General features: G+C 42.6%; 12 protein-coding genes. 8 read left to right on the top strand and 4 right to left on the bottom strand.

Annotated features, from left to right (window positions below; all coding sequences use genetic code 11):
- Nucleotides 1–11: 11 nt before the first annotated feature.
- Together pdxH and recJ are read left to right on the top strand one after the other, a co-directional pair.
- The gene (gene pdxH, locus FTV37_RS03255) at nt 12–668 is read left to right on the top strand and encodes a pyridoxamine 5'-phosphate oxidase (protein ID WP_180063025.1); all 657 of its coding nucleotides are present in this window, start codon (nt 12–14) and stop codon (nt 666–668) included.
- The gene (gene recJ / locus FTV37_RS03250; protein ID WP_180063024.1) at nt 669–2,372 is read left to right on the top strand and encodes a single-stranded-DNA-specific exonuclease RecJ; all 1,704 of its coding nucleotides are present in this window, start codon (nt 669–671) and stop codon (nt 2,370–2,372) included. It abuts the gene before it with no gap.
- Nucleotides 2,373–2,443: 71 nt separating this feature from the next.
- On the opposite strand, the gene FTV37_RS03245 is transcribed toward recJ, so the two are convergent.
- Nucleotides 2,444–3,229, bottom strand: coding sequence for a putative porin (locus FTV37_RS03245; protein WP_067761595.1), 786 nt, complete (start codon nt 3,227–3,229; stop codon nt 2,444–2,446).
- A gap of 325 nt (nt 3,230–3,554) precedes the next feature.
- Entirely contained in the window at nt 3,555–4,373 is an 819-nt protein-coding gene (locus FTV37_RS03240; RefSeq protein ID WP_180063023.1) for a putative porin, read from the bottom strand.
- A gap of 181 nt (nt 4,374–4,554) precedes the next feature.
- Here FTV37_RS03240 and prfB point away from each other — a divergent pair.
- From prfB to FTV37_RS03215, 5 genes are all read left to right on the top strand, one after another.
- Nucleotides 4,555–5,650, top strand: a protein-coding gene (gene prfB, locus FTV37_RS03235; RefSeq protein WP_111884474.1) for a peptide chain release factor 2 whose coding sequence is annotated in 2 segments (ribosomal slippage) — nt 4,555–4,626 and nt 4,628–5,650 — 1,095 coding nt in all. Because the reading frame shifts where the segments join, the coding sequence is not laid out codon by codon here.
- A 154-nt stretch (nt 5,651–5,804) separates the two neighbouring features.
- Nucleotides 5,805–6,104 carry a helix-turn-helix transcriptional regulator gene (locus tag FTV37_RS03230; protein WP_078190555.1) on the top strand — a complete coding sequence of 100 codons (300 nt, stop codon included), beginning with the start codon at nt 5,805–5,807 and terminating at the stop codon, nt 6,102–6,104.
- A gap of 37 nt (nt 6,105–6,141) precedes the next feature.
- The gene (locus tag FTV37_RS03225; protein WP_111884475.1) at nt 6,142–7,230 is read left to right on the top strand and encodes an alkene reductase; all 1,089 of its coding nucleotides are present in this window, start codon (nt 6,142–6,144) and stop codon (nt 7,228–7,230) included.
- 87 nt (nt 7,231–7,317) lie between these two features.
- Nucleotides 7,318–8,598, top strand: coding sequence for a 3-deoxy-D-manno-octulosonic acid transferase (locus FTV37_RS03220; RefSeq protein ID WP_180063022.1), 1,281 nt, complete (start codon nt 7,318–7,320; stop codon nt 8,596–8,598).
- 326 nt (nt 8,599–8,924) lie between these two features.
- The gene (locus FTV37_RS03215; protein ID WP_180063021.1) at nt 8,925–9,635 is read left to right on the top strand and encodes a 16S rRNA (uracil(1498)-N(3))-methyltransferase; all 711 of its coding nucleotides are present in this window, start codon (nt 8,925–8,927) and stop codon (nt 9,633–9,635) included.
- Here the strand turns inward: FTV37_RS03215 and FTV37_RS03210 are convergent.
- Both FTV37_RS03210 and FTV37_RS03205 read right to left on the bottom strand, forming a co-directional pair.
- Nucleotides 9,621–10,592, bottom strand: a complete 972-nt coding sequence (locus FTV37_RS03210; protein ID WP_078193200.1) for a mechanosensitive ion channel family protein — start codon at nt 10,590–10,592, stop codon at nt 9,621–9,623. The two genes, FTV37_RS03215 and FTV37_RS03210, sit on opposite strands and share 15 nt — an antisense overlap.
- Nucleotides 10,593–10,715: 123 nt before the next feature.
- Nucleotides 10,716–11,294, bottom strand: coding sequence for a DUF805 domain-containing protein (locus tag FTV37_RS03205; RefSeq protein ID WP_180022760.1), 579 nt, complete (start codon nt 11,292–11,294; stop codon nt 10,716–10,718).
- Between the two features lie 284 nt (nt 11,295–11,578).
- Here FTV37_RS03205 and acs point away from each other — a divergent pair, with 284 nt between their 5' ends.
- On the top strand, nt 11,579–13,522 hold the full coding sequence (gene acs / locus FTV37_RS03200; RefSeq protein ID WP_180022761.1) for an acetate--CoA ligase: 1,944 nt from the start codon (nt 11,579–11,581) through the stop codon (nt 13,520–13,522).
- The last annotated feature ends 251 nt before the right edge of the window (nt 13,523–13,773 follow it).

Raw genomic sequence — 13,773 nt, 5'->3', positions numbered from 1 at the left:
GGGGAAATTGCATGAATGATGTGATTAAGGACTTAAGTGAACTGCGTTTAACTTATCAAAAAGGTGAGTTGCATGAAGATCAGGTGAACCGTGATCCACATGAGCAGTTTTTATTATGGTTTAACCATGCCTTAGAAGCACAATTGCATGAACCCTATGCTATGTCTTTGGCGACGGCAAATGCCCAAGGTCGTCCGCACGTGCGGACGGTCTTGTTGCGCGGTGCGACCCATGCAGGTTATGACTTCTATACCAACTATGACAGTCAAAAAGGTAACGATCTGCTCAATAATCCTTATGCAGAGTTATTGTTTTATTGGCAAGAGCAGGAACGTCAAATTCGGGTCAGTGGTCGTGTGGAAAAGATATCTTCAGAAGAATCTACGGATTATTACCATAAACGACCGCGTGACAGCCAAATCGCAGCGCACATTAGTACTCCACAAAGTGGTGTTATCGCTAGTCGTGAAGAATTACAACAGCGATTCCAAAATTTGCATGATCAAGTGGAAAGCAAAGACGTATTGGCGAAACCTGAGTTTTGGGGTGGCTATCGTTTAGTTCCGGATTATTATGAATTTTGGCAAGGCCGTCCGAATCGTTTACATGACCGCTTGAGTTATAAACTACAGGATGGTCAATGGGTTCTACAGCGACTGATGCCATAAATGTCTAAACTTTTAATTCAACAAAGACCCTATTTGACGCGCCCTGAAGATATTCAGGGCGTTGCGCCGTTTATTGCGGACTTATTGGCACGTCGCGGGGTTTCTTCCGCACAAGAACTGGAATTGAAGCTCAAGCATTTACATGCCCCGACCTTAAAAGGCATGCAGCAAGCTATAGAGTTGATCGACCAAGCCATTGATATACATAAAAAAATTGTCATTGTAGGCGACTATGATGCCGATGGTGCAACCAGTACTGCATTGATGGTCTTGGCACTGCGTGATATGGGCGCGGATGTTGAATATCTGGTTCCAGACCGTTTTAAGTATGGTTATGGCCTGACACCCGCCATTGCTGATTTAGCCTTCGTGAGTTTTACCCCAGATGTGCTGATTACAGTCGATAATGGTATTTCGAGCCATGCTGGTGTAGCACAGGCACAGGCGCATGGTATGCAGGTGATCATTACAGACCATCACCTGACCACGAAGGAAACACCACAAGCAGAAGCGGTGGTGAATCCGAATCAGTTGGGATGTGAATTTCCAAGTAAAGCCTTGGCTGGCGTAGGTGTTGCATTTTATGTGTTGGCCAATTTGGCCAGTATGCGTAAAAAAAATGCTAAATCCACAGCCAACCTCAGCCAATATTTGGACTTGGTGGCTTTAGGCACTTATGCCGATGTTGCAAGTCTAGATCTGAATAATCGGATCTTGATCGATGCTGGTTTGAAGCGGATTCAGCAAGGACTATGTCGTCCAGGGATCAGTGCATTATTGGATATCGCTGGTCGTGATCCCGCACAGTTAAAAGCACAGGACTTGGGCTTTGTAGTTGGCCCACGACTCAATGCAGCTGGGCGTATGGAGACTATGGATATTGGGATTGAGTGTCTGATTGCGGCGGATTTAAGTACGGCTTATCCGATTGCGCAGCAGTTGAATCAACTCAATATTGAAAGACGCCAAGTCGAAGGGCAGATTAAACAGGAAGCTCTGGCTGAGTTAGAACATATTCAGCTTGATCAGGATAATCTACCTGCAGCCTTGATCATGTTTGAACAGCATTGGCATCAAGGGGTGATTGGGATTGTTGCAGGGCGTTTGAAAGAACAATTCCATAGACCTGCAATCGTCTTTGCTGCAGATGAAGATGGCGTACATATTAAAGGCTCTGCGCGTTCTATCGAAGGTATTCATATTCGAGACAGTATTGAGCGTATTGCTGAATTACATCCGCATTTGGTCAGTCATTTTGGTGGACATGCAGCCGCAGCAGGACTAACCATTCAAAAGCAGCATTTTTCTGAATTTAAAACCGCTTTTGAAGCACTAATCGCTGCGCAAGATGAAAGTTTATTTCAGGCCACTATTTGGACAGATGGCGAATTGCCCGATTCGGCCATTAATGTCGAAACCGTCGATCTTCTGCAAAATTTAAGTCCATGGGGACAAAAATTCCCTGCACCGGTCTATGAAGGCCTATTTAAAATTTTAGATTATCGTTGGTTGAAAGACCTACATTTGAAATTAAAACTTGCTTTAGATAATGGTTTAATGGTGGACGCAATTGCATTTAATGCGGCAGAAAAATATGAATTTAATCCTATGCAAGATAAAATCCGCTTGGTCTACGAACTCGATAAAAATGAATTTAGAGGAAATGTCAGTGTTCAATTGAGAGTTTTACACTTGGCTCAATAAATTCCATTTTTACAGGCAAATAAAAAACCGCTCAGAAGAGCGGTTTTTTTTATGGTTTTGACTTCAATGGATTAGAAGCGGTATTTCGCTGCTACACCAAATGAATTGTAGTCATTGTTGCCAACTTCACCGAAACCAACACGACCTTCAAGGCTCACTTGTTGGTTGAAGAATTTACGTGCATTGATCCCTACTTCGTTACGATCAGTGACATCGTTGTTGTAGTAGTCAGCACCAACACTGAATGTTTTGTCGATGAAGTAATCCGCTGCTAGATTGAATTCATCTAGATCACCGAATGCTGCACCCGCTTCAAGGTTGATGTCTTTACCATTGCTTAAAGTTGTTACGTATTTAGCACGTAAAGTTGGATCTACACCGTCGTCATCGTCATTGTCCCAACCTTTTAGACCGGCAGCAACTAAGAAACCAGGTGCAGGAAGGTAACCCACTTCAGCTGCATAATAAGTTGTATCGTTGTCTATTGTGCCGACTGCAGTGTCAACTTCGACATTATTACGGCTTACATCACCAGATACATAGAAATCTGAGTTTGGTACGAAGTATTCGATACCAACGCCATAAGTATTGTCGTCAACATTGCCACGATCAGCGAAAGTTGCGTGTGCATTGACGTTACTTGCACGGTTTAAGAATGCAGCTTCTGCAAGAGGAGCGTTACGCGTTTGAACAGGGTTGAAGTAATAAGTACCGTTTACACCAAATTCACTGCCAGAGCTTCCATTATCTGGGTCGATGTAACCAGCTGAAGCGCCTACTTCTGCTTGATAAGCATGAGCTGTACCTGTAATAGCAAGTGCAGAAAGAAGTGCTGAAGCAATTGCGAGTTTTTTCATGGAAACTACCCCTCTAAATTGTTTGGCTAAATTTAATACATTTTTTGTTACAAGTTTTAGTCTAGAGAATTTTTAAAGATGGTCAATCGCTGCAAAGTTGCAGAACTGTGTATTCGGTAATTTTATGTAATTTAAATAATTTAATATATTGAAAAATATGAATTTATTTATAATGTTTTGTTTTATTAAAACTGTGTAGATATTATGAATTTGTAGATTATTTGGTCAATAACTGGACTTTTTTTAAAGTAAATATTACATCGAAAAGAAAAAAGCACCTCAAATTTGAGGTGCTTTTTTATGCAAATTGCTAAATCAAACGAAATTAGAAACGGAAAGTTGCATTGATGTTGAACGCTTGAACGTCATCGCCAAAACCAACTTGACCACCGATTGCTAGGTTCGGGTTAAGGAAGTATTTTGAACGAATAGCGAAGTAATCTGTATCTTCTTCACCGTTATCAACGATGCTATAAGCAGCGCCAACGCTAAATGCTTGGTCGAAGTAGTAGTCTGCACCAATCGTAACAGCATCTACATCACCAAAAGCACCATCTGCTTCAAGGTTGATGTATTGACCATTGTTCAAAGGCGCAACATATTTTGCTTTTACAGCAAAACGGTTGTCTTCGTCTTCATCGTTGTCGCCTTGATAGCCATCAATACCTGCAGCAAGTAATAGGTTTGATACAGGAAGATAACCCACTAATGCACGGTAAGTAGTCACATCGTAGTCTTCATCATAAAGAGTTTGACCAAATTCAGTTTCTTTTTGATTGTATTGACCAAGACCAATTTCACCATTGATATAAAATTGATCGACAAAATATTCAATACCTGCGGTTAAGTGGTGAGTATCAGATTCAAGTTTTGAACCAAAAACTTCATTACTTTCCCAAGTGTTATATGAATAACCAAGATAGGCATTGCTGTTATGACCTAGAAATGCAGCTTCATTTAATGGACCATTACCAGTTTGTACTGAGTCAAAATACAAAGTACCTTTTAGGTTGAATGTATTATCAGTATCAGTAAAATCATCATCCCAATCTGTATAAGTAAAACCTCCATCAATTTGGCCGTCATAAGCAAAACTTGAAGATGCGATTACAGCTAAGCCTAGTGCAAGTAATGTCTTTTTCATAAAACCCTCGAAACATTATTGTTGTAAAAAAAATGTAATAAATAGTAATGCGAGCGTATTGTTCATATTATGTGCATTGAAGTCAATGATTTGGATGATCAATCTGGCTGAAACTGTGCAAATGCTCTGTGATATAATAGGCGGCTATTTAAGCCAAATTTTTTGATTGAGAGTAATTCACGTGGAAATTAATCCGTATCTATTACAGCTAAAAGACTTAAACGACCGTGGTCAAACATTACGGGGGTATCTTTGACTACGATCTGAAAAAAGAGCGTTTAGAAGAGGTTCTACGTGAGCTGGAAGACCCAGCAATTTGGAATGATCAAAGCCGTGCGCAAGCAATGGCAAAAGAAAAAGGTGAACTCGAAAACGTCATTAACGTGCTCGAAGGGCTTTCAACTCAACTAGAAGATGCCCAAGCGATGCTGGATCTTGCGGTTGAAGCAGAGGAAGAAAGCTTACTTGCGGATGTGCAAGCAGAGTTAACTTCAGCGGAAGCAGAACTTGCGAAATTAGAATTCCGTCGTATGTTCAGTAATCCGATGGACCCGAACCCATGCTATGTCGAAATTCAAGCAGGTTCTGGCGGTACTGAAGCACAGGATTGGGCATCGATGTTATTACGTATGTATCTACGTTGGATTGAACGTCATGGCTTTAAAGCAGAAGTGATGGAAGAGTCTGATGGTGATGTGGCAGGGATCAAGTCTGCAACGATCCGTGTAGAAGGTGAGTATGCATATGGTTGGTTACGTACAGAATCTGGCGTACATCGTTTAGTCCGTAAGTCACCTTTTGACTCGGGTAACCGTCGACATACTTCATTTTCAGCGGTTTTTGTATCGCCTGAAATTGATGACAATATTGAAATTGAAATCAATCCAGCTGATGTTCGTACTGATACCTATCGTGCATCTGGTGCGGGTGGTCAGCACATTAACAAAACAGACTCTGCGGTACGTTTAACTCACGCTCCAACAGGGATTGTGGTGGCATGTCAGAACCAACGTTCACAGCACGCCAACCGTGACCATGCATGGAAACAGTTACGTGCAAAATTGTACGAACTTGAAATGCAAAAACGTAATGATGCGGCACAAGCGTTGGAAGACACCAAGTCCGATATCGGTTGGGGCAGCCAAATTCGTTCATACGTTTTAGATGACTCGCGTATTAAAGACTTACGTACCAGTGTGGAAAGTTCAAACACCGGCGCAGTACTTGATGGCGATTTAGATAAGTTTATTGAAGCCAGCCTTAAACAAGGTTTGTAATTTAAATTTATATAGAAAACAAAGTTCAATCTGTTTTTGATCAATATATCTAAAAAAATCGATATAAAAATCGAAAAAATACGATATAGTGTATTCAAGATGCTGAATAGAACTTTGTTGTCCAAATTTTTATTTAATTAAACCCGTTTAAATTATGGATATTGATTTAATTTTTAAAGCACTTGCCAATCCGACTCGACGTCAAATCTTGGAATGGTTGAAAACACCAGAACAGTTTTTGTCAGAAGAACAATGTGGCGGCTTTAATCGTGGTGTATGCGCTGGCAATATCGAAAAACTCGGTAATGTTTCGCAGTCTACGATGTCTAATCATTTGTCTGTGTTACAACAGGCGGGCTTAATTCAAGCCGAGAAATATGGTCAATGGTCGTATTTTTCGCGCAATGAAGAACTCATTCAGCAATATATTGATTATCTGCAGAACTCACTTTAAATCATTTTTCGCATTTGAAGTGTCAGGCGAGACATATATGGCTGAACTTAATACTCCTCTCATTTTGGGTGATTTACACCTCAAAAATCGCGTTGTAATGGCGCCACTAACCCGTAGTCGTGCAACGATTGACCGTGTTCCAACGCCGATGATGGCTGAATATTATGCACAGCGTGCAAGTGCTGGATTAATCATTTCAGAAGCAACAGTCATTTCAGAAGCAGCTAATGGCTATTTGCAGACGCCGGGTTTATTTACCGATGCTCAAGTTCAGGGCTGGAAATTGGTGACCCAAGCCGTACATGAACAGCAAGGTTTAATTGTGGCACAATTGTGGCATGTCGGACGTGTCTCACATCCCGATCTTTTGAATGGCGATACACCAGTTTCTGCCAGTGCGGTACAACAGGCAGGTTATGTCAGTCTGCTTCGCCCAAAACGCGAATATGTCGTGCCACGTCCATTAGAGATTGCAGAAATCAAAAGCATTGTTGAGCAATACAAACAGTCTGCGATCAAAGCCAAAGAAGCGGGATTTGATGGTGTGGAATTGCATGCGGCCAATGGTTATTTGATCGATCAATTCCTACAAAGCAAAACCAATCTACGTGAAGATGAGTATGGTGGTTCTGTCGAAAACCGCGCACGTTTATTGCTTGAAGTGGTGGATGCGCTGATTGAAGTGTGGGGGGCAGGTCGTGTAGGTGTGCATCTTGCGCCGCGTGGTGATGAACACGACATGGGCGATCATGATCCACGTGAAACCTTTGGCTATGCTTTAGAGCAGTTGGGGCAGAGGAAGATTGCATTTTTCTTTACCCGTGAATATCTAGCGGATGACAGTATCAGTGATTATCTGAAACAGCGTTCAAATGGTGTGCCATATATTGCCAATATGCGTTTAAGCCGTGAAGATGCTGTTGATTTATTGGCCTCAGGTAAAGCCGATGCGGTGTCTTTTGGTAAAGCTTATATTGCCAATCCAGATTTGTTTGAACGTTTGCTAGCGAATGCTGCACTGAATGAATTGCAGTTGGAAAATATGATTGGAACAGATGTTGCCGAAGGCTATATTGATTATCCAAGCATGAAAAATAAATTTGGTTCAGGTCGTTCAACCTATTAATCGACACTTGAATACGCATTATCCATTAACATGTGGATAATGCTCTGATATATTCTGCCGATTCAAACCGTTTTTGAGCGTAATAATTTGACTACTCCTTTTTGGTATAACGCAGCTTTGGCGCTGATTAAGCCGCTATATCAATGGCGCATCAAAAAACGTGCTGAAGATTTCCAACTATATCAGCAAGAGTGTATTGAGCGCTTTGGGCCATTTCAGCCAGTTAAAAACCGTAATGCAATTTGGTTTCATGTGGTTTCCGTAGGAGAAACCAACGCTGCACAGCCGCTGATTGAACATTATCTCAAAGCAAGCCATCCAGTCTTAGTCACCAATACCACCAAAACCGGACAAGCGCGTGCGAAACAATTATTTTTAAAAGCACCTTATGAATCACTGTTTCAGGCCGTGTATTTGCCGGCAGATCAAAAAAAATTAGTCCGTCGTTTTATCGAAAAATATCAACCGAAAATGTTGGCACTGGTCGAAACTGAACTCTGGCCAAATTTGATGATTGAAGCCGATCAGGCTAACGTTCCGTGTTTATTGATTAATGCCAGATTATCTGAAAAATCGGCGAAGGGTTATAGCAAAGTCCCGAGTTTGACGCAGCCGATGCTAAAGAGTTTGAAACAATTATTGGCGCAAGATCAGGCAACTTTAGCGCGATTTATTGGGTTGGGTGCAAACCCACATACCAGCCAGGTCGTCGGTAGTATCAAGTTTGATATTCATGCGCCCGATAGCTTTGTGCAACAAGCAGCGCAGTTGCGTCAAGATTGGGCTTTGCAAGAGCGTAAAATCATCACCATTGCCAGTACGCATGCGCCCGAGGAACAAAAACTACTTGCAGCGCTGCAGCCAATTTTGCAACAACAGCCTGAGCTATTATGTATCGTCGTACCACGGCATCCTGAACGCTTTGATGAGGTTTTTGTAGAAGCGCAGAAACTGAATTTACGCACGCAGCGCCGCAGTTTAAAGCAAACGATTCAGCCTGAAACGCAACTGTATTTAGCGGATAGTATGGGTGAATTATGGCTTTGGCTGGCACTGAGTCAGGCTTGTTTTGTTGGCGGGTCTTTAAATGTACCGGGCGGTGGACATAATATTTTGGAGCCCATCGCGTTACATGTCCCGACAGTATTAGGTCAGCATTATTTTAATTTTCAAACCATTGTGGATGAATTTGTAGCGGCCCATGCGGTTGTGGTTGTGCAGGATTTTGAGCAGGCGGTCAGTGCATTGGTTGAGATCATTCAAAATACTGCGAAAGCGCAGGCTTTAAATGATGCAGCGCAGCTGATTATGCAAAAAAATACTGGGTCGCTGCAAAAGCATATTCAGGTGATTGATCAATACCTTTGATTTTTCAACCATGATTTAAATTGGTTGATGCTTTAAATAGATGAATGAATAGGCTCGACAGAGTCTTACATTTAAGATTTGAAGAAAGGGGTTAGCCTTCGGTTGGAGGTACTCTTACGAAACGTTGTTTCTCATTCGGTAAAATGAGATGCGAAGCTTCGCAAGGAAACCATCTTGCGGTGCAATGCACCTCACCGACAAAACGCGTCGAATTTTTATGTCTAACAAATAATCGCTGAAATTTGAGTGATTCTATTGAGTGTTGCCTCGAACAGTTGTGGATGACGTTTTCGCGTATCCAATTGAACTGGGTAAGAGAATTTTTTATGAACATCGTCCTGCTTGACCCACGTCAAACTGAATCTGAACTGTGGAGTATCAGTGCTAAACGCCAAATTGAGCATTTAAAAACCCATGTTGATGTACAGGTGGGCGATACCCTCAAAGTCGGGATTCGGGAAGGAAAACGCTATTTAACCCAAATCGTCAGTATCAGTGATGAGCGCATTCAACTTAAACCCTTACAAGAAGAAGAAGTACCAGCAAAGCATCCGGTGACTTTAATTGTGGCAATGCCTCGTCCGAAAGTGTTGCGCCGTCTGATCATGGATGCCGTCACCTTAGGCGTAGAAAAAATCATTTTGCTGCACAGTTATCGCGTGGATAAAAGCTATTGGCAGACACCATTTTTACAGCAGCTCGATCACTATGTGACGTTGGGTTTGGAGCAGGCAGGTGACACCATTGCGCCCAAAATTGAACTGTATAAACGCTTTAAACCCTTTGTGGAGGATGTTTTACCGAGCATGATTTCATCGGACTATCCCGCTTATGTGGCGCACCCTTATGTCGAAGATGTGATGCCTGCAGGGATTCAACATGGATGTACGATCATTATTGGGCCTGAAGGTGGATTTATCCCTTATGAGGTCGATTTGCTCATAAAAAACGGTTGCCAAGCAGTCAGCTTAGGCAACCGAATTATCCGGACAGAAACTGTGATTCCGTACGTTTTAGGGCGATTATTTAGCTGTTGACGCTTCTGTCTCAGCTTGATCACCACGGTAAACTTTAACTTCCTGTACAGGGTAAGGAATTGAAATACCATTTTGATTGAATGCTTGGATAACGTGTTCTTGCACTTCACTGATTGAGTTCGCAGTGGTGGTCTCTGTGGTATCTACCCACCAACGGACATTCAGATTGACCGAGAAATCAGCCAAAGCATTTACGTTTACGGTAAATGCAGGCTGGCTCAAGATGGTTGGATCTTTGTCCAAAATAGCCAAAACAATGTTTTTAGCTTTTTGAATATCATCTTCATAACCAATACCAACCACAAATTCACAACGACGACGTTGATAAGCGGTATTCACCGTTACCGCACTGGTGTAAACAGTCGCGTTTGGAATCACGATACGACGACCATCTGGAGAACGTAGGAAGGTTGCACGGATCTGAATATCTTCAACCGTACCTTCCATTCCTGACACAATAATATCGTCACCGATTTTAAACGGTTCACCGAGGAGAATCAAAATACCCGACAGTAAGTTCTGGAAAATATCTTTAAACGCGAAACCGATTGCGACCGAACCAATCCCCAATGCACTCATGAGCTGACCCGGTGTGAACCCAGGAATCGCAATGACCATTGCAATTAGGAAACCGAAGAACATAATGGCTGAGCTACCCACACGGTTCAGTACTAAAACTAGATTTTGTTTTGAGTAAGAACGGTCAGTGAGCGCTTTACGAACAAAGAATCTAAAGAGTTTAGACAGTAGATAGAAGATCGTAAAAACAATTAATGCGATACAAATATATGGCAGGCGTTCCCAAAATCCATCGACAAATTTATCGATCGTTGAGTATGCGTCATTATATTTAGAGGTATGTTCCAGCACGGTTTGTGCGGTTTTTTCTGTTGCCTCTTGCAAAAGTTGAGTCGTGCCTTGAGTGACATCACTCAAGGCATTTTCTTTTTCAGCCACGAGTTTTCCAAATGTTCCGGTTTTTCGCTATTTTGCCTGAAATTAGTGGCGAAAATAACCCTCATTTACAGGCTTGCGAACAGATGTATCAAAATTCAGACAGGCTCAGATTCGGTCAGTGGCTTAGAAGTATTCAGTACCTTGTTGAATGATTTCTGTAGGCGATTCAATTTCTCCGCTACCCATCATATACGAGGTGATGCTACCTGTAGCCAAGAGCGACAAGACACTGATTAAAATCATCAACCATGCCAGAATTTTTTCCCAAACCGCAGCAGGGCGTGGCGCGCCGTATTGATTTACGGTCGGTGTGCCTGAGGCCAATAATAAATACAGGATAAAGAACAGATTGATCACGGGGATAAATAATAATAGTAGCAACCAACCGGCTTTATTGAGGTCATGCAGCCGACGCACGACAAAGACACAATAAAAATAAATGTAGAGAATAATAATCGCCAAATAGGCGAGGCCAGATACCCCTGTGAATATGCCAACAAATTGCTCATTTAACGCCATGGTATTGATGTTGAAAATACCCACAGCAAGGCTTAAGGCGATCAAGGCAAAAAAGCTGATGATATTGAGAAAGCCATACCAACCAATCATGCTCAGTCGACCAAAACGTCCATCTGGTTTCAGGGGATTATCCGATGTAGTGGTCGTCTGACGGGAAAAGAAAGAAGAGTCATTGGTATTCATGCTTGGGTCAACTCAACGTGTATGGAAGAATAAAAAAGTGGAATGCTGAGTAAAATTACCTTTGCATTATAGGTTCAAATGAACTGATCAGATACTGAATTGAAACATGTTTTTGTTGAAATTTTGCTTATAGATGTGCTTTAAATGGGAAAGAATAATACGACCAAAGCATGATTGCTGCGATTAAAAATTAATCGTCATACTGCTGTGATGCAGAAATTATAAAAGTAGAAATGTGGCATGGCATCTCGTGATGAGATGAATCAGATCAAGGAAAATACAATATGAAAGAGATCTATCCAGTACCTGAAAGTTTTAAAAAAACCGCGCGCATCAATGAGTCGGAGTACTTTGAGCGTTATCAAAAATCAATTGAACAACCAGATGAGTTTTGGGCGGAGCAAGCGCAAAAGATCGATTGGATCAAACCGTTTACCCAAGTTAAAAATACCAATTTTAAGCAAGATGATTTCAAGATCGAGTGGTTTGCTGACGGTGAACTGAATGTCAGTGCCAACTGCCTCGATCGACATTTAAAAGAACATCCACATAAACCGGCCATTATTTGGGAAGGAGATCATCCTTCACGGCATAAAATCATTTCTTTTGAAGAACTGCATGATGAAACTTGCCGTTTTGCTAATGTGCTGAAAAAACATGGCGTGGGCAAAGGCGACCGTGTGGTGCTGTATATGCCAATGGTGCCAGAAGCGGCAATTGCGATGTTGGCCTGTACCCGAATTGGAGCAGTACACTGCGTGGTTTTTGGCGGGTTCTCACCAGACTCATTGGCAAGTCGTATCGATGACAGTCAGGCGAAAGTCGTGATTACTGCGGATTGTGGGATGCGTGGTGGCAAGCCCATTCCACTCAAAGAAAATGTCGATCTTGCACTCGACATTGAAGGCACATCTTCGGTTCAAAATGTCATTGTGGTGCACCGTACAGGTAACCCGATCGAAATGAAAGCGGATCGTGACCTGTGGTATCACATGGAAATCATGTCGGTCAATGATATTTGTCCACCTGAACCTATGAATGCCGAGGACCCGCTATTTATTTTGTATACATCAGGTTCGACAGGAAAACCGAAAGGTGTATTGCATACCACAGGCGGCTATTTAACCTATGTGAATTGTACTTTCCGTGAGGTTTTTGACTTAAAACAAGATGATGTGTTTTGGTGTACCGCAGATGTCGGATGGATCACTGGGCATTCATATGTATTGTATGGCCCATTGTCGAATGGTACTACGACCGTGATGTTTGAAGGTGTACCACAATATCCAAGTTGGGCTCGGACCGGACATATTGTAGATAAACACAACGTCACTATTTTATATACGGCACCGACTGCAATTCGCGCCATGATGCGAGAAGGGGATGCCTTTGTCCGAGAAAGTGACCGTAGTAGTCTGCGTTTACTAGGTTCAGTGGGTGAACCCATTAACCCAGAGGCATGGAATTGGTACTACACCGTGGTAGGTGAAAGCCGCTGCCCAGTGGTGGATACATGGTGGCAAACAGAAACAGGTGGTTTCATGATTACGCCATTGCCGGGGGCAACTGATTTAAAACCGGGTTCGGCGACGCGTCCATTTTTTGGTGTACAACCTGCGATAGTTGATGCTGAAGGCAATGAGCTTGAAGGCGCCGTAGAAGGTAACTTGGTGATTAAGGATTCTTGGCCGGGACAAATGCGAACCATTTGGGGTGATCCTGAGCGCTTTATTGAAGCCTATTTCTCCACTTATCCGGGGACGTATTTTACAGGTGATGGCGCACGTCGTGATGAGTCTGGCTACTATTGGATTACGGGCCGTGTGGATGACGTCTTGAACGTTTCAGGGCATCGATTAGGAACGGCTGAAATTGAAAGTGCGTTGGTTGCGCATGATGCTGTGGCAGAGTCTGCGGTGGTGGGTATGCCGCATGATATTAAAGGACAGGGGATTTGCGCCTTTGTCACCCTACAAGCAGGGACAGCTGAGACGGATGAGTTACGTCAGGAACTGGTGGCTTGGGTACGAAAAGTCCTTGGACCAGTGGCAACGCCAGATGCACTGCATTGGGCGCCAGCCTTACCAAAAACCCGTTCTGGTAAAATCATGCGCCGTATTTTAAGAAAAATTGCGGCCAATGAGCTGGACTCTTTAGGCGACACTTCGACCTTGGCAGAGCCTCAAGTGGTTGAACATTTGATTGCGACGGTTTATCCGAAGTCATAAGAACAATTTGAGCGTGAGTGATCACGTTCTGATGAAAGTTCACTATGGCTTATATGAAGGATTATTAAAGCAATAATGAACGTCCTTTCCCCTAGAAATGTTGATTAGGATGAGGTGACGTTCATGATGCATTTTATCCATCGTACATACGATGGATAACAAAGACCAAGCCATGAGTCGCCTGAATGTTGGTGACTTAGATTTCATGAGATATAGATTTTACAGATATAGACTGCAGGCATTGAGATAAG

Source organism: Acinetobacter sp. YH16042 (assembly GCF_013417245.1).
Lineage (GTDB): Bacteria > Pseudomonadota > Gammaproteobacteria > Pseudomonadales > Moraxellaceae > Acinetobacter > Acinetobacter amyesii.
Note: the sequence above shows the minus strand (reverse complement) of the source record. Positions and strands in the feature narration are given on the sequence as shown.